The organism is Pontibacter coccineus (genome assembly GCF_030546575.1).
Lineage (GTDB): Bacteria > Bacteroidota > Bacteroidia > Cytophagales > Hymenobacteraceae > Pontibacter > Pontibacter coccineus.
The window spans coordinates 149,651-172,665 of record NZ_JAUOTN010000006.1 but is presented as its reverse complement, the minus strand read 5'-3'; the positions used below and the strand labels follow the sequence as shown (position 1 = coordinate 172,665).

Sequence of the window (23,015 nt, the reverse complement as noted above, 5' to 3'; positions counted from 1 at the left end):
GCGGTTGAGTTTAAACTGCATTTTATCTGGGATCTGGAATCAGGCTACCAGCCGTGGCGGGTGCCACCAGGTGGAGGCGATCTTGATTTCGCCTAACTCGGGGTAGATGAGTGGTTTGGTCTGTGGAATGACAGGTATACGAAACACGATGTGCTCCGGCTCTACTGCAACGGTAAACGTAGCGCAGCAGCCGCAACTGCAGAACAGCGGGCAGGTGTCTTCGTGAAAAGGCGATTCACCAGTCGTGTCAGCCACATCCGTCAGGTTTGGATGATGCTCGTGGCTGTCCATGATCTTATCCGTGCACGGCAGACAGGCCGTCCAGAACAGGAACAGAGAAAAAAGGATTGCCACGAATTTCATATTTCACAAATATAAGGTATTCCGCTAGAAAAGCCCCTTTTAGTGCCAATTCAGAATAGTTCTTGAGAAATTGAAATAAAATCTGGCTGATGATCAAATATTTAGAGTGGATGATTCCTGATACTTGAAAAAATATCAGAAATTTATTCCTGCTTAGGCAACCTCTGGACCCGTATCCACATCTAAGAGGTAAAGAGCAGCACAACAGCTCAGAAAAGGCCGGATAAGCGACATTATTTGATAAAATTTTACCCAGCGTGACGGAACAGGAGTTAATAGCAGGTTGCCAAAAGGCCGAAGGTAAAGCGCAGAAATGCCTTTACGAGCGCTTTGCCTCGCCGATGTACGGTGTGTGCCTGCGTTACCTCAAGAACCAGATGGACGCGGAGGACGCTTTGCTCAACGGGTTTATGAAGGTATACCAGAACATAGACAAGTTTGAGGGCAAGGGCAGCTTCGAAGGCTGGGTAAGACGCATCATGGTGAATGAAGCACTGGGATTTTTGAGGAAAAAAGAGTCGCTATACCTGTCGATCGAAGACGATCACGTACAGGTGGCGGGAGGCATGGCAGCCGACCACGATCTGGCCGAAGGCGAACTGCTGGAATTGTTGCGCACTTTACCTGCCGGCTACAGGGCAGTTTTTAACCTGTATGCAATTGAGGGATATTCCCACAAAGAAATAGCCGATATGCTGAATATAACGGAAGGTACTTCGAAATCGCAGCTAAGCAAAGCACGCGCTATGCTGCAGCGAAGACTAACCGGCCAGGAAGCAGTCGCCAGCTGATAAAAAGGAGGTTTAATCATGAAACCAGAAGACATAGACAAACTATTCAAGGAGCGTTTGGGACCCTCGTCGCCCACACCCCCTGCTGATCTTTGGAACAGACTGCAGGACCGGATAGAGACCGGAATGCCTGCCGCCAACAAAGAAGAATCGAAGCCACGGGGCTTTATGTGGCTCTCCTACTCCGTTGCGGCGGCTATTGCGCTGCTGCTCTCCGTAGGTGTTGTCTTCTACAACGTGCAAAACGGCACCGTGCCAGTTGATAGAGACGGCCTGGCCGATGTTAACGGACTGAAACCCGAGCAGCCGCTCCTTATCAAAGAACCCACCAGGACCGATGAGCAACTGGCACAAGTAACTGAGCAGCCGGCCACTACTGCCACATCATCTGAAGTATTGGTTGAGCCCGCCACGCCTACCGCTACTACTGCCCCGGTAAGCAAGCCGGCTGAAAAGGTTACGAAGCAAGTGATCGCTAAAGCAGGACCAGGAGCGGATGTGAAGAAGGCCAGCCCGAAAACCAGTACAAGAAGTTCGGTGCCTGTTCAACAGCTGGCAGCGCTGGCAGAGAAACCCGCTATACCTGAGACGTTACAGAAAGCGACTATTGATAACACAGGAGAAACCGCCCCGGTAGCGATAGCTGCCAATACAGTGAATATGAATGCGCAACCCGTCGAAATTATAATAAAGCGCGCCGCCGCGGTGCAGGAAGTAGAAGCAAATGAAGAGCTAAACGGCTTCGAAAAGAAGCAGAAACTGGCCAAGAACATCTTCAAGCAGGTTCGTAACCTGTCGAACGGGGAACGGGTGGAGCTGTCGGAACTCGGCATCAACGCAGACAGAATTGCACTGGAAACGCAAATTGGAAAACAGAAAATATCAAAAGTCATTCAACTCTAATCTTTTAAAACCATGAAAAAGTTACTACTTCTCGTAACAGCCATCATCATGGCTGCAGCCACCGGTGCGTCTGCCAAAGGCGGTCAAACCATAGGCGAGCGACTCGGCCAGCAGGACACGATCGTTGTGAAAATGGCCAACGGCGCCAAAATGGTGCTATACCTGCAGAACATGGAGCAGCTCAAAGCTTTTGAAAACTACAGCCTCGACTCCCTGATGCGCGTCCTGAACAAATATGTAGACCAAGTGGACCGCATGGACGGCGCTAACAAGGAGCTGAAGTCGCAGGAAACGACGGTAGTGTTTGGAAAGGATGACAAAAATCCTGAAACAGTCACCATTACGGTACAGGAAACGGATCAGGATGGCAAGGTGACGAAAGAAAAACACGAGATTCGCATCAACAAGAACATCAAGATCGATGTGGAAATCGAAGAAGAGGATGGTAACACCAAAGTTGACGTGAATGTGCCCAACCGGGCCGAACGCGATAGCATCCGCACCCGCAATGAAGAGAAGAAGTACAAAGCCACCCGTTATAATTTCGACTTCGATCTGGGCCTGAACACTTTTCTGAACGCCGACAACCAGCAGGTTCCTGACCTGAAGCCGACCGGATCCCGCTACGTGAGCCTCAACTGGCATCTCAACTCGCAGATCGGTGGTCGCAAGAGCCCCTTTTACCTGATGTCAGGCCTGGAGTTCGCTTTTAACAACTACATGTTCGACCGCAACTTTGTGATCGAAGAGGATGTGAACGATGTGACTTACTTCAGACGCGAAATGGAGATCAATTATGACAAGTCCAAACTAACGCACTCATCTGTAAACGTACCGCTGATGCCGATGCTGAAGTTCAAGCGACAGAACGGAAAAGAAGGATTTAAGATCGGTGCCGGACCTTTTGCAGGCTATCGCCTAGGTGCCCACTCGAAGTTCAAGTTCGAAGATGGCGGCAAGACGCAGAAGGAAAAGATACGCAGCGGCTACAACCTGAGCGACTTCCAGTACGGCCTGACCGGTGTGGTAGGCTACGGCAACCTGGACCTGTTTGTAAAGTATAATATGAATGACCTGTTCAAGGATAACCGTGGCCCGGATGCCAACGTGATCAGCTTTGGCTTAAGACTGTTCAATTAATAGACTGTTTGTTAGGCAATTATATTGTTTGCAAAAGAAGCCTCTGTTCGGAGGCTTCATTTGTTTCAGGTCCCGGCATGGCGCATAAAGTTGTCGATGATGATGGCAGTAGCCGTGGCTACGTTCAGCGACTCGGCTTTGCCGAAAGCAGGTATCTTGATAAGCTGGTTCACTTCGCCGGCGACCTCAGCACGTATACCATTGGCTTCATTTCCCATCACCACAACGCCTTGCGGCTGCAGTTGCATGCGGTGCAGGTTCTCGCCCTCCAATGAGGCTCCGTATATGGCGATGCCGTCCGGAAGTTCGCGCAACCACGCACCTAGATTAAGGTAGTAGGCCTTAACACGGGTAAAAGAACCCATGGTAGCCGATATAGTTTTAGGGTTGTAAAAGTCAGCACAGGTTTCGGAGCATACGATGTTTTGAATCCCATACCAGTCTGCAATACGAATGATGGTGCCCAGGTTGCCCGGATCGCGTATATCGTCCAGTGCGATCGTAAAATCACCGGATTTGAAACTAAAACCGGGGAACTGGCGCATGTGGGCGACGGCCAATCCGGCATTATTACTTGAAAAAGTACCTGCCTTTGTTAAATCCTGTTCCGTAACAAGTTCGTATCGTGTACCTTTGCTCAGGCTGTTGCCATGCTCCTGCAGGAACTCCTCGGTAATGAAAAGGTGCTGCAGCTCAAAGTCTGAGTGAAGGAGCTCCAGCACACTTTTGGCTCCCTCCACCACAAAGGCTTGGTGTTGGTTGCGGTATTTTTTTACTTGCAGGGCGTTTACGTACTTTACAATTGCTTTCGACAACATAGAGCAGAGAATCGTTTGAGAACACGATGTTACATATTCGGGCTGGTAATTACAATTATTAGTTTAGCTGCCTGTGTGCCCACCAAAAATCTGGGCGAGAACGAGCAACTCCTGCTAGGTATAGAGCCCAAAGGGATAAACCATGTTAGCCAGACTGATATTGAGGCGCTCTACGAACAGCAACCGAACCGCACCTTCCTCGCTTCCACCCCATACCTGGCCATTTATAATTTCGGTAAAAAGTTTTACAGTCCCTCGCGCATTGACGAGCGAATTGAGGAGCTTCGCACAAAACGCGCTGAAAAAATAGCCGAGGTAGGTGGTGATTCCACCAAGTCCCGCCGGATACAAGACCGCTTTGACCGCCGCATCGCCCGGCAGCGCGATCGCAAGGAAGAAGGCAACCTGCTCATGCAGATTGGCGAGCCCCCTGCCATCTACGACTCCCTACTGATGGGGCGCACCATGGACCAGATCGAGATCTACATGAACACCAAAGGCTTCTTTAATCACGAACTGAGCTATGAGAAGCAGGAAAAGGGCAAGAAGGTATACATTACGCTCAACATCGAGGAAAACGAGCCTTACCGCTACAGCGAGTTCAGCTACACCATACCCGATGATTCCCTGCTAAAGGTCGTGAAGCGGTATGAAGACCGGTCTTTGCTCAAAGTCGGCGATGTATATGACGAGCAGGTGATTAGCGCCGAGCGGGACCGCCTGTACGAAATGATTCGCCACAACGGGTATTTTGACTTTGCCCGTGCCTATACAGAGTTTGAAGTAGATACCAGTTTCGGAGGAAATACGGTTAAGGTGAATACCATCATCCAGAACCCGGAAGACCAGTCTGCCCATAAAGCCTATACCATCCGGAACGTATACTTCAAAACTGACGCAGACCGCTTTGGCCTGGTACGGGACACGCTGGAGTACAACAATGTGAAATACCTGGCCTATGACCAGAAGTTCTCGCCTAACATTTTAGACAAAAAGGTATCCATCTACCCTGGCCAGCGATACAGCCAGTTCAGGACCTCGCTCACGCAAAGGCGACTGGCCGAAATGGACGTGTTTCAGTTTAACAACGTCAGTTACAGCAAAATCACAGACCTGACAGATTCGCTGTCCGGTAATCAGCTCAATGCCTTTGTCAATGCCGTTCCTTCAAAAAAGTTTCAGGAAACGACCGAGTTGGGACTGACCTATTCGGAGCGTCGTCCGGGACCTTTTTCTACCGTCCGGTTAAAAATAAGGAATGTGTTTGGGGGAGCCGAGAACCTGGAGCTGGGTATCCGGGGTGGTCTGGAAGGACAGTATAACATATCCAACCCGGAAAAGACGGTGATGATACGGGAGTTTGGTGGTGACGCCGCCCTGACATTTCCATTGTTCATTCTGCCTTTCGGTGGCAAAAACATTTTGCAGGACTTCAATCCTCGCACCCGTCTGTATGCTGGTTACACCAACGTAAACCGCTTGGAGTTTCAGCGCACGCTCTATGAGGCTTCCCTGGACTATATCTGGTACAAATACCCGCGTCCGCTGCAAACGCCTACGGTGCAGTATGTGTTTTCACCCGTGAACGTGAACGTGATCCAGGTTGGTCGCATCGACCCTACCTTCGAAGCTGATCTGAGAGAGTTGAGTGACCTGAGTCGCTCTTTCATTGAAAGTTTCCGGAGCGGCTTTGTTTCTTTTATCGGATTCAACCTGATCTATAACACCAACGATTTCATTCAGTCGCGCAACGCGCGCTACATACGTGTGCTCAGCGAGGTGGGCGGACTTTCTTCCAAGCTTGGTATTTTGCCGGAATTTGGCAATTTGCGTCAATTTCAATATGCCAAGATCAACCCGGATTATCGCCGCTACATTCCTTTGGGTGGCCAGCGTTACTTTGTTTACAGGGTTAACGCGGGGGTGGGTGGCCCGCTTTTTGGCTCGAGCGCCCTGCCTTACGACAAGTACTTTTTTGCCGGCGGTGCTGCGAGCGTTCGCGCCTGGACAGCCCGCCGTTTGGGCCCTGGCTCCTACCGTACATTGCGTACCGATGAAGTAGACGGAGAAACCGTACAGCGTCCATACGTGGCAGAGCAGCCGGGAGAAGTACTGCTGGAGGCCAGTGCCGAGTATCGCTTCAATATGGTTGGGTTCCTGAACGGGGCGCTGTTTGTTGATGCCGGCAACGTGTGGATGCTCAAGCCTGATAGCCGCCCCGGCTCGGAGTTCCAGTTCAACCGCTTTTACAAAGAGCTGGCTGTCGGAACAGGTTTTGGCTTGCGACTCAACTTTTCAGTCGTGATCCTGCGCTTTGACTTTGCCACACAGGTATATGATCCGGCAGGCGATATCAACGGCAACAAGTTTGTGATCCGTGACTTCCGCTTCTCCGACTTTTTCCGTCAAACGGACCCCGCTGAGCGAAGGACCAACCTCAACATAGGTATAGGATATCCTTTCTAAGACCTGCTTCATAAAAAAAGCCCCGCCATGTATTGGCGGGGCTTTTTAATTATTCTATACCTGAATTAGTAGTTTAGCAACTCCTCCATGGCTGCAGCCACTTTCTCCGGGTTCGGCAGCATCATCTTCTCCAGTTCCACATTCAAAGGTATAGCCGGCAGGTTGGCGGCTCCCAAGGTATAGACGGGCGCATCCAACTGCTGGAAGCACTCCTTGGAGATGCGACCGGCCAGTGACTCGGCAAAGGAGTTCATCAGTGGTTCTTCGGTCAGTACCAAGGCTTTGCCATGGCGGCGAACTGAAGCTACTACCGCCTCAAAATCCAATGGGTTTAATGTACGCAGGTCGAGTATCTCTACGCTGCCTTTGAACTTTTTAGAGGCCGTTTTGGCCCAGTATACGCCCATTCCGTAGGTGATCACCGTCATGGAGTTGCCCATGCGGATCTCTTCGTCGCTGGCGTGCTGCACGACATTCGCTTTTCCGAGTGGCAGTATGTAGTTTTCGTCTGGCTCCACGGTCTTGGCGTCTTCGGTGCCGGCTACTTTCGACCAGTACAGGCCTTTGTGCTCGAGCATGATCACCGGGTTCGGGTCCAGGAAAGCGGCTTTCATCAAGCCTTTCATATCAGCGGCGTTGCTCGGGTAAACCACCTTGATGCCACGTATGGTCAGCAAAGTGGATTCGATACTGCCGGAATGGTAGGGGCCGCCGCCGCCATAGGCGCCAATTGGCACACGTATAAGCGACTGCACCGGGAATTTGCCCATGGACAGGTAACAGCTCTTAGAGAGCTCCTCTACTAGCTGGTTCATACCCGGCCAGATGTAGTCGGCAAATTGGATCTCGACAATGGCTTTAGCTCCCACGGCGGACATACCTGCAGTAGAACCTACAATATAGGCTTCCTGAATTGGGGTGTTGAACACACGGGCGTCGCCGTATTTCTTGGCCAGCAGAGCTGCCTCACGGAAAACGCCGCCGAGTTCCCCTCCTACGTCCTGGCCATAAAACAGCGCCTCGGGGTAGGTTCGCAGAATATCGTCCACGGCATGCAGGGCCGCGTCCACCATAATGGTTTTTTCAGCACCGGAAGGACTGCGCTCGCCTTTTTCCTCAGTTACGGGTGTCGGGGCAAATTCGTGCTGGTCGAATGTGATAGGGTCAGGCACAGGAGCATCCAAAGCACGTTGATAATCTTCAGTCACTGCTTTCTGAGCTTCCTGCTCCAGCCACTGTATTTCCTCGGACGTCACATCCGCTTCCAGAAGCGCCTGGCGCAATTTCGGGATCGGGTCGTTCACGCTGTGTTCCTGCAGGTTGTTACCGCGGTACCACTCCCGGCGCACGCCGGAAGTATGGTGGCCTAGCAAAGGCACCTTGGCATGCACCAGAATCGGCTTACGCACCTCCCGCACATACTCAAAGGCGACCCGCATCCCTTCGTACGACTCTGTAAAGTCAGAACCATTCACCCGCAGGCGCTCCATCCCCTTAAAGCCGGCCGCATACTCATAAGCATCCATGGCGCGCATCTCTTTGCCCGTGGCCGAAATGCCCCAGTCATTGTCTTGCACCAGGTATACGATCGGCAGATTCTTGAGCACGGCCATCTGGAATGCCTCCGCAACTTCGCCTTCGGTCACGGAACCGTCGCCGAGCGAGCAGAGTACCACGGGCTTCTCCTCACCGTTGGTTAACCCCTGCGACTCGAAATAGGAAATAGCATGTGCCATGCCCGTGGCAGGTATAGCCTGCATACCGGTGGCCGAGCTTTGGTGCGGTATGGTCGGGAAGCCTTCGCGACGCAGCGATGGGTGTCCGTAATAGGTGCGGCCGCCAGAAAAGGGGTCATCGGCTTTGGCCATCAGTTGCAGCATCAGTTCGTAGGGCTGCATGCCAATACCTAGCATCATGGAGTCGTCGCGGTAGTAGAGCGCGGCAAAATCGTAAGGCTTTAGCTGAAAGGCGGCCGCCAGTTGTATGGCTTCGTGTCCGCGCGAGGTGCTGTGCACATACTTGCTGCAAATGGTTTTATTTTCTTCGTAGGTGTCTGCCATCGTCTTGGCAGTTATCATGAGTCGGTAGGCTTTCTTAAGAATGGCTGTATCGATCTTAAATGCCTCCATCAGTTCTTTTGACATAGGTTGCGCGTAGTTATTGCCCGAAGTTAAGCAAAAAAGCCCTTTTTCTGAAATCCTTACGAATGTTCGGTAGAGCGGGGTTTATTTGGTAATTTTGGGCACTTTTGTGATGGGATTTACACAATACTGTGTAAATGTTGTAAAAGTATTTATACAGTATTGTGTAACTGTCAATCTTTTAATTTTAAGTGAGTGTCATAATTCAAGACTGAATCTATCTAATTAATTAGATTAATATTTAAAGTCTAATGTGTTGTGTCTTACATCTAACGTCTATAAAATGTTCAGAGAAGAAGTTGAAGCTTTTATGCGCCAGTTCCAGCTGGACCTGGTACGTGACCTTGAAAACTGTGATGGCGGTGCTACTTTCCAGAAAGACGAATGGCAGCACGAACAGGGCGGTGGCGGTATTTCCCGCATCATCGAAAACGGCAACGTGCTCGAAAAAGGTGGCGTCAACTTCTCTGCTGTACAGGGCGAGCTCTCTCCCCAATTCCTGAAAATGCTGCAGATGCCGGATCCTAAGTTCTTTGCGACGGGTGTTTCGGTGGTGATGCACCCGCACAGCCCCATGGTGCCGATCACGCACATGAATGTGCGCTATTTCGAAGCGGGTGACGGTACGGCCTGGTTCGGGGGCGGTATTGATCTGACGCCTATTTATGTGGATGTGAAACAGGCGCGGGAATTCCACCAGGCCATGAAGGAAGTATGCGACAAGCACCACCCATCCTACTACCCCGAGTTCAAGAAATGGGCCGATGATTATTTTTTTAATGAACATCGCAACGAGACACGTGGCGTAGGCGGCATTTTCTTCGATCGTTTGATGGCCACCGACGAGATCAGTATGGCGGAGCGCTTTGCCTTTGTGCGCGATGTGGCCTATGCTTTTGCACCATTCTATACCTCTATCATCAACCAGAACCGCAATCTGCCTTTCGGGGAGCGCGAGAAACAGTGGCAACTGATCCGCCGTGGTCGCTACGTGGAGTTTAACCTCGTTTATGACCGTGGCACCAAGTTCGGATTGGCTACTAACGGACGCATTGAGTCCATCCTGATGAGTTTGCCGCTGCATGCCTCCTGGGTATACAACCAACAGCCGGAAGCGGGCGGACCAGAAGAAAAAACGCTGGGCTATCTCAAGAAGGAAATCGACTGGATCAACGTTCAATAAGCATGCTGGATCAACTGGAGAAACTGGACCAGGAACTGTTCCTATACCTGAACGAGCAACAGAGTCCGTTCTGGGACGCTATTATGGTTACGGTTTCCAATAAGTACTTCTGGATTCCTTTTTATCTTTTGCTGATCGGCTACATTATCTGGCGCTATAAAATGCAGAGCATCCCCATGCTGCTGATGGCGGTGGCAGGTATCGGACTGGCTGATTATGTGGCTTCTGGTATCTTTAAACCTTATTTTGCCCGTTTGCGTCCCTGTCACGATCCGGAGCTTTCGGCTATGGTGAACCTGGTGCAGGGCTGCGGCGGGAAGTTTGGTTTTCTCTCCTCCCACGCCTCCACGGGTTTTGCGCTGGCCGTCTTTTTTAACCTGATCCTCTCCGACCGCTACCTGATCTTTAAGATCGTGCTGGTGCTCTGGGCCGTGCTGGTTTCGTATAGCCGCATCTACCTGGGCGTGCACTATCCGGGTGACATTTTGGGCGGGGCTTTGGTAGGCACCGGCACGGCCATGCTGGCTGTGGTGGGCTACCAGTTTTGGCTCCGAAAATATACCCGCTTTCAGCACAAACCTTTGGCATAATCCGCTGTTTCTGTCGTATTGTTAGAACAGCTGATTCCCGGACTTGCAACTACGACATTTCTTATACCTGTTTGTGCCGCTTTTACTCTTGTACGTGCTCCCCGCGCGGGCGCAGGACAGCTTTGTACTGCGTGGTCAGGTGCTCGACACGAACACTGCCCAAACACTAGCTGGCGCCTCCATTAGCTTGAAGGAACGTCCCTCTATTGGTACCATCTCGGAGCCCGACGGCAGGTATAGCCTGAGTGCCCCACCCGGTAACTATACCCTGGTTATCCGCTACATCGGTTACGAAAACCAGGAAACACCGCTTCAGCTCTTCAGAAACGAAACGCTCGATCTACAACTCACGCCAGCCACCTACAGCACCCGCGAGGTGGAAGTCATCGGCACACGCCTCCAGCCCATTACCCAAACCGCCACCATGGGCGAGCTCGACATCCCGATGCAATCGGTCAAGACGCTGCCTGTGCTGTTTGGCGAAACCGACATCATGAAGACGGTGCAGCTGATGCCGGGCATACAATCCGGCGGCGAAGGCAACACAGGTTTTTATGTGCGCGGCGGTGGTTCCGATCAGAACCTGATTCTGCTCGATCAGGCGGTGGTGTACAATCCGGGGCACTTGCTCAACTTCTTCTCTGTCTTCAACAGCGATGCCATCGGCAGGGTTACGATGATCAAAGGAAACATGCCCGCCAGGTATGGCGGGCGCCTCTCGTCGGTGCTGGATGTGGAACTGCGCGAAGGAAGTGCTGACAGTCTCCAGGCCGAGGGCGGTATCGGGCTGATCGCTTCCCGCCTGACGGTGCAGGGGCCGTTGTTAAAAGACAAAGCTGCGTTCATATTCTCGGCCCGCCGCACCTATGTGGATGTATTGTTCGGCCCTTTTCTGCGAGACACCGAGCAAGGCGGCGTGCCTTATTTCTTCTACGATTTCAACGGGAAAGTCTCCTATACCTTGTCTCCCAAAGATAAGCTATACCTGAGCGGATACTATGGCAAGGATGTGGGCACGCTTACCCTTTCTTCCGGGCGCTTTGAGGCTGACTTCCAATGGGGCAACGCCGCGGCCACCGCTCGCTGGAACCACAAATTTTCGGACAGGCACTCTGTAGATGTTTCAGGTATACTGACCCACTATGCTTTTGATTTCTCCTGGGATTTTGCCGACATCACCACGACCGTGGAGACGGGCATTCGGGATTATACAGTCAAAACTGACTTTGTCTATTCCCCCTCGGCACGGCACCAATTAGAATACGGCGTGCAGTACACCCACCATACCCTGCGCCCCCGCACGGGCAGCGCTGAAACAGCCGAGGGCGATGTGTTCTCTACAGATCGGGTTCTTTCCAAAACGGCTCAAGAAGCTGCCCTCTACCTGTCCGATGACTGGAACGTAACCGATCGGCTCTTGCTGAGCCTAGGTATACGCGGCAGTTATTTTGCGCAGATTGGCCCTTTTACTTTTTATGAATTCGACCAAAACCAACGCGCTATTGATTCTGTGGCGTATGCCGAAGGAGAGCGGGTGAAGGTCTTTCAGGCACTGGAGCCGCGTTTTTCATTGCGCTATACCTTGGGTGCTGCTTCGTCTGTCAAGGCCAGCTATACCCGATCGGCGCAGTACCTCCATTTGGTTTCCAACGCCTATACCACCCTGCCGTTGGATGTCTGGGTGCCGAGCTCAGCGATTGTAGAGCCGCAGCGGGCGACCCAATATGCGATCGGGTACTTTCAGAGCTTCAGCCAGAACATGTACGAAGGCTCTGTGGAACTCTATTATAAGACGATGGAAAACCAGCTGGAGTATCGCGAGGGATTTGTGGCCGGTCCGAGCAACCGCGACCTGGAATACGAGTTTGTGCGGGGCAGCGGCGAATCTTATGGGGCGGAGTTTTTCCTTCGTAAGAATTACGGCGATCTGCAGGGCTGGCTCGGCTATACCTTGTCACGGACCGAGCGCACCTTCCCCGACATTAACCGGGGCCGCACCTTCCCTGCCCGCTTCGACCGTCGGCATGATTTGTCGGTAGTGGCCACCTATACCTACAATCCGCGCTGGACATTCGGAGGAAGCTTCGTCTACGGAACGGGGCAGGCGACTACCATGCCTGAGCGACGCTACCTGATCGAAGGGACGGTAAACTACCAATACGGCGAGCGCAACAGTTTCCGGATGGAGCCCTTTCACCGGCTGGACTTGTCCGCCACGCTGGAGGGAAAAGCCCGGCAAAGGCTGCAATCGAGCTGGACCTTTGCGATCTACAACGTGTATGGCCGCCGCAATCCGTTCCTCTACTACATCGACAGCGAAGGAACACCTTACGGCACAAATACAAAGGTGCAGGCCAAAAAGGTGTCGCTGATCCCTTTCCCGCTGCCCTCTGTTACCTGGAACTTTAAATGGTGAAAAGATGCGACTGAAATATATCCTGCTTTTGCTGTTGCTTTCATCCCTTGCCTCCTGCGAAGAGAACCTGACCCTTGACATACCTGCCGGACAGGAGCAATTGGTGGTGGAAGGGCATATAGAGCAAGGGGCTCCGCCCGTGGTGGTGCTCACGCGAAGCAGGCCAGTCTTTGCGGGCTTCTCTCCTGCCGATATCGAAGACAGTTTTGTGCACGGAGCGCAGGTAGTGGTGAGCTCAGCCGGTAAAAGCTATACCTTAACAGAAGTGCCTGCCGCCACCTTTTGGCCCGAACTGCGGCGGGTGGTTTCGGAGCAATATGCTATACCTGAAACACAACTGACCGGCAGCAGCAACTTTATCTTTTATGTCTATACCTCCGAAGAATTGTTGGGCGAAGTCGGTAAAAGCTACCAATTGCGGATTAGTCACGAAGGGCGCGTGCTGACCTCCTCTACCACCATCCCCCACCTGAACCCGCTGCAGGAGCTGTTTCTGCAACCCCACCCCGACCCGAGTCAGGACAGTTTGTTCACACTCTTCTACCGTTACCAGGACCCCGACACGTTGGGAAACAGCGTGCGGTACTTTACGAGGCGCAACAGCGAACCTTTTTATCCGGGCTATTTTGCTTCCGTCTTCAATGACGAATTGATCAACGGCGTGCGGAACCTAAGTTTCCCGCTAGACCGTGGCGAGCCCCGTGGTCAGGATGTGGACTTGAATACCTACAGCTACTTCGGGAAGGGAGACACGATCGTGGTGCGCTGGGGCGCCATCGATATTGAGCATTACCGCTTCTGGTATACCCTGGAGAACGAGCGCAACAACAACGGCAGTCCCATTGGCTCACCCAATACCACGCGGTCAAATATCAACGGCGGACTAGGCGTATGGGGCGGTTACGGGGTTACCTACCATCGGATTGTGGTGAAGTAAAATTTGAATCAGGATTTAAGAATTGACAGAATTTTCACTGTTTCCGGGTCCAACCACCCCTAACCCCTCAGAGCTACGCTCGCTACTTTCGAACTCTCGTTCTCAGTAGTCCAAGGCGGGGAATCTGTAACTGCCATTTCAAGGTATAAGTCTGGTAGTAGAGACCACACAGACCACTGGCAGGTATAGCAGGACTAACTTGCCCCGGAAGCAATGAAACAAATAGCCTTAGCCAGGTGCACTTTTCGGCGCTCCACTGTTTGAGCGTTCAGCGAGTTTGGAGCGTATTGATTTTTTTGCTTACTTTTTTCATCAAGGAAAAAAGTGAGTGCCCGCCGCACAGGCGAGGCTATAACACAATACTGGTTTCTATACCTGCAACGGCAGTAGCTATATTAGCACAAGCAATTAAGCTTTCCCCAGCAACCTCGCCACATACTTCCCGATAATATCAAACTCCAGGTTAACAGTGGATCCCGGCTTTACCTGGTGCAGGTTGGTATGCTCGTAGGTATAAGGAATGATCGCCACCGAAAAACGGTCATCTTTTGAATTCACAACCGTCAGGCTGATGCCGTTTACCGTCACAGACCCTTTCTCCACCGTTACATTTCCTAGTGTTGGGTCATAGCGGAAAGTGAACACCCAGCTGCCGTTCTGGTCTTCCACGGACTCGCACACCGCCACCTGGTCCACATGGCCCTGCACGATGTGTCCGTCGAAGCGGCCGTTGGCACTCATGCAGCGCTCCAAGTTCACTTTGTCGCCTACTTGCAGACTGTTCAGGTTGGTTTTTTGCAGCGTCTCGTCGATGGCCGTGACCGTATAGCCAGCATCCGTGATGTTTATCACCGTCAGGCAAATGCCGTTATGGGCCACACTCTGGTCGATCTGCAGCTCGTGCGTGAAAGGGGATGACAGGGTGAAGTGCTTGTTGGTGCCTTCTTCCCGAATGGCCTGCACCTGGCCCATGCCTTCTATTATACCTGTGAACATGGTTTTCTGAATTGTTGTCTGATTACAAAATTAACCATGATTTCACTCAAATGCACGGTTACAACCTGTTATTCCGTTGGAGGCAAGATTAAATTACGATCCGGTTAGGTAACTGTGGGCAGGTATGCTTATTTTCGCATACACTATTTTCAGGCGGAGTTCAGACAAGGTATAGCGGTATTCCTATACCTGAAACTGCTTAGCCTGTTTTTTTACATTTTACAGATTCAGAGGGAAATGCAGACAGATTTGTACAAGCACAAAGGCATGCGCCGCGCCTTGGTAAAACAGTTGAGAGACAAAGGTATACGCGATGAACGGGTGTTGGCAGCAATCGAAACAGTACCCCGGCATTTTTTCTTTGAGAAAGCTTTCCTCGAGCAGGCCTACCAAGACAAAGCTTTCCCGATTGGCGAGGGCCAGACCATCTCGCAGCCCTATACTGTGGCTTTCCAGACGGAGCTTTTGCGGCTGCAGCCTACCGACAAAGTATTGGAGATCGGGACCGGCTCCGGCTACCAATGTTGTGTGCTGTTGCAGCTCACGCCTACGGTATACACTATCGAATACAACAAGCCCCTCTACGAAAAGGCGGTGAAGTTTTTCAGAACCTACGGCCTCTTTCCGCATACCTTCCATGGCGATGGCTCGCTGGGTTTGCCAGCGCACGCGCCTTTTGACAAGATCATCGTGACGGCCGGTGCACCCGGTATACCCAAGACGCTGGTGAGTCAGCTGAACATCGGTGGCATACTGGTAATTCCTGTTGGGGGCGAGTCGAGCCAGAAAATGCTGCGCATTACGCGTACCAGCGAAAATGAATTTGCGCAGGAGGCCTTCACCGACTTCAAATTTGTGCCATTGCTTGGTAAATCCGGCTGGGACAAGCCTTCTTTTTAGGATCAAGTAAAACTATCTTAATTTATACCTGGCTTTTTGTTTGGCCCTCCGTCCCCTATCTTTGCGGCAGAATTTATAAAACTGACATGCGTAAACAGAAAAAAGTAAGCGAATCATACGTCATCATGACCGAGCTGGTATTGCCCAACGATACCAACACCCTGCACAACCTGATGGGTGGCAAAATGATGCATTGGATGGACATTGTGTCGGCCATTGCTGCGCAGCGCCACTCCAACCGCATTGTGGTGACGGCTTCGGTAGATAACGTGTCTTTTGCTGAAAGCATAAAATTGGGCAACGTAGTGACCCTCGAGGCCAAAGTAACCCGCGCTTTTTCTTCTTCTATGGAGGTGCATATCGTGGTGTATGCCGAAGACATTCCTTCCGGAAGGAAAGTAATGTCGAACCAGGCTTTCTTTACGTTTGTAGCGGTTGACCAGTCCGGTAAAGCGATCGATGTGCCAGAAGCTATACCTGAAACAGAAGAAGAAATTAAGCTTTATGACGGTGCGCTGCGCCGTCGCCAATTGCGCCTGGTGCTGGCCGGCCGTATGAAGCCGAGTGAAGCAAACGAACTACGCTCTATTTTTGACTTGAAGGAAGACCAGCAGTAAGCTATACCTACTACGATGACAGCACTGACGCCAGAACAACTAAACAGTGAGTTCCTCCGACATTTCATGCCGGAGACGCTATACCTGATCCCCGAAGAGCAGGTAGCAAAAGTCAGTGCCCCTGCAGCTGAACCAGCGACTGAAAGTGTGGTTATCCCTGTTGTTGATGAAAAGGCGAAACCAGAGGCTATACCTGCTGAACAGGCTGCACCAGTGGCTTCCCCTCCGGTAGCAGCAGCTATACCTAAATTACCGAAAGTAGAAAAGACAGCACTGCCGAAGTCCTTTGAGGTGATCGGTGAAAACCGAAAAGGACTGGTTGTCTTAGTAACCTTGCCGGAGCCGGCTTTTAAGGCGCTGCCGCAATCCGATTTCCTGATTAAGATACTAGCTGCGATCGGCTTTGGACCTGCCGATGTTGCTTTTGTGAACAATGTATCGGGTGCCACGACCCGGTTTGAAACGCTCTGCGACACTTTGCAGACCAGCTATATCCTCAGCTTCGCCAGTCGCCTGGATACTGACCTGCCGCATGATAAGTTCACGCTTTACAATCCGGTGCTGGTTGGCAGTGTGCCGGTGGTGTTTTCCCAGTCTTTGGCTGTGCTCGATGGTGATCAGGAACAGAAAAAGCTGCTTTGGGGAGCATTGCAACGCGTTTTTAAGAAGTAATTTCAAAGTTTCGCCTATTCGGGAACCCCGCAGTTGGCTTATTTAGTTTGACGGGAGTGAAAGAAATAAGAAAACTTATTTTTCGTGATCTGATGAAAGCATAGATCGGGTGCGCTATACCTTGACCCATCTTGCGAAAGTCTAACAGAATTCTATTACCCTAACTTATAAAAAAAGCCCCTCCTGTGCGGAAGGGCTTTTTTGATCTTAAAGGTATAGCAATACCTTACTGTACAAGCGAGGCAATTTTCGCTTCCAGTTCTTCTCCTCTCAAACCTTTGGCGATTATGTTTCCTTCTTTATCGAGCAGGATGGTCTGTGGGATGGCATCTACCTGGTATAGTTGAGCGGCAGAACTTTCCCAGCCTTTCAGATCCGAAACCTGTGGCCAGGTCAGTTTATCATCGGCAATCGCCTTCAGCCATTTTTCACGCGACTGGTCAAGCGACACGCCGAAAATCTCAAAGCCCTTGTCTTTGTATTTGTTGTACATCTTCACCACGTTCGGGTTTTCTTTGCGGCACGGAGCGCACCAGCTGGCCCAGAAGTCGATCAGCACATATTTGCCCCTGAGTGAGGACAGGGCTATTTCACCACCTTCCGGTGTCGGCAGCTTAAAGTCCGGCGCAACAGAGCCAACGGCAGTTGTACGCATGCCGGCCAGGCGATCGGTCAATGTTTTTGTATACTTCGACTCAGGTATGTGCTGGGTATAAAGCGTCAGCATGCTGTCGGCAAAAGCGAAGTCAAGCTGCGGGTTTACCAGGCTCAGTGTACCAAAAGCCGACACAATGGACCCAGGATGCTTGGCGATGAAATTCTTTACCTCTTTCTGTAAATTCAAATACTGCTGACGATAGCCTTCTGCCTCTTCCGTTTTGCCTTCCGACATGGCCCGGTTAAACTGCTCGCTCAGCGCCATTTCCTTCTGACGGTTTTCATTCACCATCTTGTTGAGCTGCTGGAACAGCTCTGAGTCTTCCGAGTTCTCGAACTTAGCGGTATTGTTCAGGTCGCGGGCATCTGCTTCTACCTTTATGGCTTTGTTCTCCAATACCATCATCATCGCATTCTGCTGATCGAGGCCGAGGCGATACAGGGTAGGCTCTGTTACCTCACCCTGAAAAGTAAAGGTGCCATCCTGGCTAATGTCAGCCGTATCGCGGGCAATGAACTGTTGTTCACCCAACTCGAACAGAAAAATCTGTCCTGGGGTGGCATTCTGCAGCTTGCCTTCAATTGTATAGGCGCTGCCGTTGGTAGCCGTCTTGTTGCCCTGGCAACTGGCCATCAATGCAGCTGCTGAAGCCAGTACTACATAATTTCTAAGGTTCATGTCTTTTTTGGTTTAGATGATCGTATCGGGCAGCACAAATTGAGTCGCATTTGACCTGATACGTAAAGCATTAAACTACGCCTTTAACCCTTCTTGCAGCAATTTGTTTGCCACCTTCGGGTCTGCCTTGCCTTTGGTCTTTTTCATGATCTCACCCATAAACATGCCCACCAGCGATTGCTTGCCTGCCTTGTATTCCTCCACTTTTTGCGGATTGGCAGCCAGCACTTCAGCTACAATGGCTTTGAGTGAGTCCGAATCTGACTCCTGTAGCAGGTTCTGCTCCTCGGCTACCTGATGCGCAGGTATACCTGGGTTTTCGAGCATGAAAGGGAAGATCTTCTTGGCCGCTACCGAGTGACTCACCTTGTTTTCGTCCACCAGCGCAATGATCTCAGCAATGGCATGCGGTTGCAGCGGGAAATCCTTGATATGCAGTTGCAATTCGTTCAGGTAAGACTTCACCGGACCGGTTACCCAGTTAGCGGCTCCTTTGTAGTTTTTGGTATGCTTGCAAAGCTCCTCGTAGTAGAGTGCGATCTCTTTGGCATCCGTCAGAACACCCGCATCATAGTCAGACAGACCGAACTCCTCCGTGAAACGCTTGTACAGCTCCTGCGGCAGACTTGGCATGGTCGCTTTGATACGCTCCATCCACTCCTGTTCTATTACCAACGGTGGAAGGTCCGGCTCCGGAAAGTAACGGTAGTCATTGAGTGTCTCTTTGGAACGCATGGCTGTGGTCGTGCCGGTGTTCGCATCGAAGTTGCGAGTCTCCGAATCAATTGTGCCACCGTTTTCAATCACCATGATCTGGCGCTCGATCTCGTGCTCGATGGCACGCTGCACGTTGCGGAAGGAGTTCATGTTCTTCACCTCCACTTTGGTACCCCAAAGCGGTGAATCCTTTAGCATCACCGAAATGTTGGCGTCGCAACGCAGCGAGCCTTCTTCCATGTTACCGTCGCAAATTTCGAGGTAACGCACCAAACGGCGTATTTCGGTCAGGTAATTGTAAGCTTCTTCTGAATCACGGATATCCGGCTCAGACACGATCTCGATCAGCGCGACGCCGGCACGGTTCAGGTCAATCAGAGTTTCCGTTTCGCCTGCCAGGTGCATGGACTTGCCAGCGTCTTCCTCCATGTGAATGCGCGTGATGCCTATGCGCTTGTCATTACCCGCAGCGTCTTTTACATCCAGGTAGCCAGCCGTACAGACAGGTGTTTTGTCCTGCGTGATCTGGTAGCCCTTCGGAAGATCCGGGTAGAAATAGTTTTTACGGGCGTAGATGTTGTAGCGCGTAATGTCGCAGTTGGTAGCCAATCCCATTTTTACGGCCATTTCCACCACAGTTTTATTAATACGCGGCAAAGTGCCAGGGTGCCCCAGTGTAATGGCGCTCAGGTTGGTGTTGGGCAGCACGCCGTACTCCGTCGAGTCAGACGAATAGGCTTTGCTTTCTGTCAACAGCTGGGCGTGTACCTCCAGACCGATAATTGCCTGGTATTTGTCTCTTATTGCTTTATCCATGATTCTTATAGCAAGAACACTTAATCAGATTGAAATGGTGTTTCCTTCCGCTAAAATTAGGCGAAAATTTTACTTATGTCCGAAATGATAACTAAAACCATTGCGACAACGATAAGATTAAAGAATATCATACCAAACAGGTATAAAAGTTTCTGTTTCTTATAATTCTCCTTTTTCAGGTAACTCTTTAAAATATAAACCAGCCCTAGTGGCGAAATAGCAAAAGCTAGCAAAGCGGGTAATCCTATCAGCAAGTCAGCTACATAATATCCTCGCAAATCCAGTAACCTTACTACCATTGACATCAGGATAGAAGCACCTAAGGTATACCAGATTACTTTGTATAGTGCCTTTGCTTTATATAAATAAGGAGCTTCCAATTCTTATCGGTTAATTACAACAGGCTCTTTACCAACTCCGCTGCCTTTGCTGGCACAGCCTGCAAACCTGCAACTTCTTTACCACCTGCTGTGGCATAGAATGGCTGTCCGCCGCCGCCGCCTTTGATCTCCTTCGCCAATTCACGCACCATCTGGCTGGCATTTAGCTTACGGTCGGCAACCAGGTTGTCTGACAGCATCACCGCAATTTGTGGCTTGCCGTCGATTTCAGCAGCCAGCACCAGCACCAGACTGTCAACTGCCTGACGCATATCGAAAGCCAGTTTCTTCAGGTAATCAGCCGTTGAAACGTCTACTTTCTCGGCTACGAAGTTGACACCGTCGATGGACTGGGCTTTCTGCACCAGGCTTTCTTTCAGGCTGGTCAGCTGCTTCAGCTCAAATTGCTCTAGTTGCTTTTGAAGGGCTTTGTTGTCTTCCTGCAGTTTTTGCACGGCACCTGACATGTTGCTGTGCGTGCCCAGCACCTCGCGTACGGCATTCAGCTCGTTGAGCTGCTGTTGCATATACTCTTCAGCCGACGCTGCCGTGGTGGCTTCAATACGTCGCACACCAGCGGCTACTGAGCTTTCAGAAAGTATTTTGAAATAACCGATCTCACCTGTGTTGTACACGTGTGTACCTCCGCAAAGCTCTACGGAGTGGTCACGGTCGAACGCGATCACGCGCACAAACTCACCGTATTTCTCACCGAACAGCGCCATGGCACCCATTTCTTTTGCCTGGGCAATCGGCACATTGCGCTGCTCTTCCAAAGGAATCGCCTGACGCACGCGCTCGTTCACAATGGTTTCTACTTCACGCAGCTGTTCGTCTGTAACTTTAGAGAAATGCGAGAAGTCGAAACGAAGCACTTTCTCGTTTACCAGAGAGCCCTTCTGCTGCACGTGTTCGCCTAAAACTTTCCTTAAAGCGGCATGGAGTAAGTGCGTAGCCGAGTGGTTCTTACGGATCAGGTTGCGGCGCTCAAAGTCCACTTCGCTTCTGAAAGTTGCCTCGATGTTTGTTGGCAATTTAGAAGTGATGTGCAGGATCAGATCATTTTCTTTCTTCGTGTCCAGCACCTCAACTTGCTCCGAATCAGAGATCAGGTAACCGGTGTCGCCTACCTGTCCGCCGCTTTCAGCATAGAACGGGGTGCGATCCAGCACGATGTGGTACTCGGTCTTCGCTTTTGTCTTTACCTGGCGGTAGCGCACAATGTGCGAATCAGCCACGTCGTGCTCGTAGCCCAGAAACTCTGTCTCCACATCTGGCTGAATAGTCACCCAGTCGCTCTGCTCCTGTGCCGAAGCGTTGCGGGAGCGGTTCTTCTGTTGCTCCATTTCTACGCCAAAGCCAGCCTCGTCTACCTTCAGGCCTTTTTCACGGGCAATCAGGGCAGTCAGGTCCAGCGGGAAGCCGAAGGTATCGTATAGTTCGAAGGCGGTTTTGCCGTCGATGGTATTGTTGTTCTCTTTGAATTTGGCTTCTAAAGCGTCTAGACGCTTCAGACCATTTTCGAGCGTTCTTAAGAAAGCGTTTTCCTCTTCCTCGATCACGCGCTGTACGAAGCTCAGTTGCTGCTTCAGCTCCGGGAATACGTTCTCCATCTGGTCGGCCAGCACGGCGGCTAGCTTGTAGAGGAATGGCTTTTTGAAGTCCAGGAAGGTGAAGCTATACCTAACCGCACGGCGCAGGATACGACGAATCACATAGCCGGCCTTGTTGTTCGATGGCAGCTGTCCGTCCGAGATCGCAAAAGCGATGGCGCGGATGTGGTCGGCCATGACGCGGATGGCAATGTCTACCTGCTCGTTCTCGCCATACACAACCCCCGCTTCTTTGGCGATGAATTGAATCAGCGGCTGAAACACATCGGTGTCGTAGTTGGAGCGCTTGCCCTGAATGGCCATGCACAAACGCTCGAAGCCCATACCGGTATCGACGTGCTGGGCAGGGAGTTTTACCAGTGAGCCATCCGCCAAGCGATTGAACTCCATGAATACGTTGTTCCAGATCTCCACTACCTGTGGGTGGTCTGCATTCACGAGTGTTTTGCCATCCACCTGCGCACGCTCTTCGTCTGTCCGCAAGTCCACGTGTATTTCCGAGCACGGACCACAAGGGCCGGTGTCACCCATCTCCCAGAAGTTGTCCTTCTTGTTGCCCATCAGAATGCGGTCTTCCGCAATCATAGACTTCCAGATGTCAAAGGCTTCCTGATCCATCGGCAGGTTCTCAGACGCATCGCCCTGGAACACGGACACATACAGCCTGTCTTTCGGCAGCTGGTATACCTCTGTCAACAGCTCCCAGGACCAGGCCAGGGCTTCTTTCTTGAAATAGTCGCCAAAAGACCAGTTGCCCAGCATTTCGAACATGGTGTGGTGGTAGGTGTCATAGCCTACTTCCTCCAGGTCGTTGTGCTTGCCCGATACGCGCAGACATTTCTGGGTGTCGGCGATGCGCTTAGACGGAGCCGGTTTGTTGCCCAGGAAGTAATCTTTGAAGGGCGCCATACCTGAGTTGATAAACATCAGGGTGGGGTCGTCTTTTACCACGAGGGGTGCCGACGGCACGATCTGGTGCTGCCGTGAAGCAAAGAAATCAAGAAATTTTTGTCTAATCTCAGCTGAGTTCATCTATGAGTATTAAGCCTTTAGATACAATGTGCTATACTTGTTGTTTAATAACAAAAAATATAGAATTTTTGCCTTACAGAAACAGCCCTTTCGGGCAATGCTTACACAGTCCTGTATATGGGCAAAAGTAGCAATTTTAGCCGTAATTATGCGTGCTATACCCGAAAATTAGTGCTGTGGCCCTATAC

General features: G+C 51.3%; 19 protein-coding genes. 11 read left to right on the top strand and 8 right to left on the bottom strand.

Features of this window, described 5'->3' with window-relative positions; all coding sequences use genetic code 11:
* Positions 1-39: 39 nt before the first annotated feature.
* The gene (locus Q4E40_RS15045) at positions 40-363 is read right to left on the bottom strand and encodes a DUF6660 family protein (RefSeq protein ID WP_303413316.1); all 324 of its coding nucleotides are present in this window, start codon (positions 361-363) and stop codon (positions 40-42) included.
* Between the two features lie 257 nt (positions 364-620).
* Between Q4E40_RS15045 and Q4E40_RS15040 the strand changes: the two genes are divergently transcribed.
* Genes Q4E40_RS15040 through Q4E40_RS15030 form a run of 3 tightly spaced genes read left to right on the top strand, consistent with a single transcriptional unit; the run spans position 621 to position 3,197 of the window.
* Positions 621-1,154 (top strand): RNA polymerase sigma factor, encoded by a 534-nt coding sequence (locus tag Q4E40_RS15040; protein ID WP_303413315.1) that lies wholly within the window; start codon positions 621-623, stop codon positions 1,152-1,154.
* Between the two features lie 18 nt (positions 1,155-1,172).
* A complete protein-coding gene (locus tag Q4E40_RS15035; protein WP_303413313.1) occupies positions 1,173-2,057 on the top strand; it encodes a hypothetical protein in 885 nt (294 codons plus the stop codon).
* Positions 2,058-2,069: 12 nt separating this feature from the next.
* Complete coding sequence (locus Q4E40_RS15030) at positions 2,070-3,197, top strand: outer membrane beta-barrel protein (protein ID WP_303413312.1); 1,128 nt, start codon at positions 2,070-2,072, stop codon at positions 3,195-3,197.
* A gap of 65 nt (positions 3,198-3,262) precedes the next feature.
* Here the strand turns inward: Q4E40_RS15030 and Q4E40_RS15025 are convergent, their stop codons facing one another.
* Entirely contained in the window at positions 3,263-4,015 is a 753-nt protein-coding gene (locus Q4E40_RS15025; protein WP_303413311.1) for a TrmH family RNA methyltransferase, read from the bottom strand.
* Here Q4E40_RS15025 and tamL point away from each other — a divergent pair.
* Positions 3,974-6,481: a translocation and assembly module lipoprotein TamL gene (gene tamL / locus Q4E40_RS15020; protein ID WP_484573335.1), complete on the top strand. Its 2,508-nt coding sequence runs from the start codon at positions 3,974-3,976 to the stop codon at positions 6,479-6,481. The two genes, Q4E40_RS15025 and tamL, sit on opposite strands and share 42 nt — an antisense overlap.
* Positions 6,482-6,546: 65 nt before the next feature.
* On the opposite strand, the gene Q4E40_RS15015 is transcribed toward tamL, so the two are convergent.
* Positions 6,547-8,625, bottom strand: coding sequence for an alpha-ketoacid dehydrogenase subunit alpha/beta (locus Q4E40_RS15015; protein WP_303413309.1), 2,079 nt, complete (start codon positions 8,623-8,625; stop codon positions 6,547-6,549).
* 280 nt (positions 8,626-8,905) lie between these two features.
* Here Q4E40_RS15015 and hemF point away from each other — a divergent pair, with 280 nt between their 5' ends.
* From hemF to Q4E40_RS14995, 4 genes are read left to right on the top strand one after another with little or no spacing between them, the layout of a single operon-like run.
* A complete protein-coding gene (gene hemF / locus Q4E40_RS15010) occupies positions 8,906-9,805 on the top strand; it encodes an oxygen-dependent coproporphyrinogen oxidase (RefSeq protein ID WP_303413307.1) in 900 nt (299 codons plus the stop codon).
* A gap of 2 nt (positions 9,806-9,807) precedes the next feature.
* The gene (locus Q4E40_RS15005; RefSeq protein WP_303413305.1) at positions 9,808-10,395 is read left to right on the top strand and encodes a phosphatase PAP2 family protein; all 588 of its coding nucleotides are present in this window, start codon (positions 9,808-9,810) and stop codon (positions 10,393-10,395) included.
* A 43-nt stretch (positions 10,396-10,438) separates the two neighbouring features.
* Positions 10,439-12,811, top strand: coding sequence for a TonB-dependent receptor (locus tag Q4E40_RS15000; protein ID WP_303413304.1), 2,373 nt, complete (start codon positions 10,439-10,441; stop codon positions 12,809-12,811).
* Positions 12,812-12,815: 4 nt separating this feature from the next.
* Positions 12,816-13,748 carry a DUF4249 family protein gene (locus Q4E40_RS14995; protein ID WP_303413302.1) on the top strand — a complete coding sequence of 311 codons (933 nt, stop codon included), beginning with the start codon at positions 12,816-12,818 and terminating at the stop codon, positions 13,746-13,748.
* Between the two features lie 408 nt (positions 13,749-14,156).
* On the opposite strand, the gene Q4E40_RS14990 is transcribed toward Q4E40_RS14995, so the two are convergent.
* Entirely contained in the window at positions 14,157-14,744 is a 588-nt protein-coding gene (locus Q4E40_RS14990) for a riboflavin synthase (RefSeq protein ID WP_303413301.1), read from the bottom strand.
* A gap of 237 nt (positions 14,745-14,981) precedes the next feature.
* Between Q4E40_RS14990 and Q4E40_RS14985 the strand changes: the two genes are divergently transcribed.
* The 3 genes from Q4E40_RS14985 (at position 14,982) to Q4E40_RS14975 (ending at position 16,933) form a co-directional block, all read left to right on the top strand.
* Positions 14,982-15,644: a protein-L-isoaspartate(D-aspartate) O-methyltransferase gene (locus Q4E40_RS14985; protein ID WP_303413299.1), complete on the top strand. Its 663-nt coding sequence runs from the start codon at positions 14,982-14,984 to the stop codon at positions 15,642-15,644.
* Between the two features lie 86 nt (positions 15,645-15,730).
* On the top strand, positions 15,731-16,261 hold the full coding sequence (locus Q4E40_RS14980) for an acyl-CoA thioesterase (RefSeq protein ID WP_303413298.1): 531 nt from the start codon (positions 15,731-15,733) through the stop codon (positions 16,259-16,261).
* 15 nt (positions 16,262-16,276) lie between these two features.
* The gene (locus Q4E40_RS14975) at positions 16,277-16,933 is read left to right on the top strand and encodes a hypothetical protein (RefSeq protein ID WP_303413297.1); all 657 of its coding nucleotides are present in this window, start codon (positions 16,277-16,279) and stop codon (positions 16,931-16,933) included.
* A 226-nt stretch (positions 16,934-17,159) separates the two neighbouring features.
* Here the strand turns inward: Q4E40_RS14975 and Q4E40_RS14970 are convergent, their stop codons facing one another.
* The 4 genes from Q4E40_RS14970 to alaS form a co-directional block, all read right to left on the bottom strand.
* Positions 17,160-18,269 carry a TlpA disulfide reductase family protein gene (locus Q4E40_RS14970; RefSeq protein ID WP_303413296.1) on the bottom strand — a complete coding sequence of 370 codons (1,110 nt, stop codon included), beginning with the start codon at positions 18,267-18,269 and terminating at the stop codon, positions 17,160-17,162.
* A 75-nt stretch (positions 18,270-18,344) separates the two neighbouring features.
* Positions 18,345-19,802, bottom strand: coding sequence for an Asp-tRNA(Asn)/Glu-tRNA(Gln) amidotransferase subunit GatB (gene gatB / locus Q4E40_RS14965; RefSeq protein WP_303413293.1), 1,458 nt, complete (start codon positions 19,800-19,802; stop codon positions 18,345-18,347).
* 56 nt (positions 19,803-19,858) lie between these two features.
* A complete protein-coding gene (locus Q4E40_RS14960; protein ID WP_303413292.1) occupies positions 19,859-20,182 on the bottom strand; it encodes a hypothetical protein in 324 nt (107 codons plus the stop codon).
* Between the two features lie 14 nt (positions 20,183-20,196).
* Complete coding sequence (gene alaS, locus Q4E40_RS14955) at positions 20,197-22,827, bottom strand: alanine--tRNA ligase (RefSeq protein WP_303413290.1); 2,631 nt, start codon at positions 22,825-22,827, stop codon at positions 20,197-20,199.
* Positions 22,828-23,015: the final 188 nt, after the last annotated feature.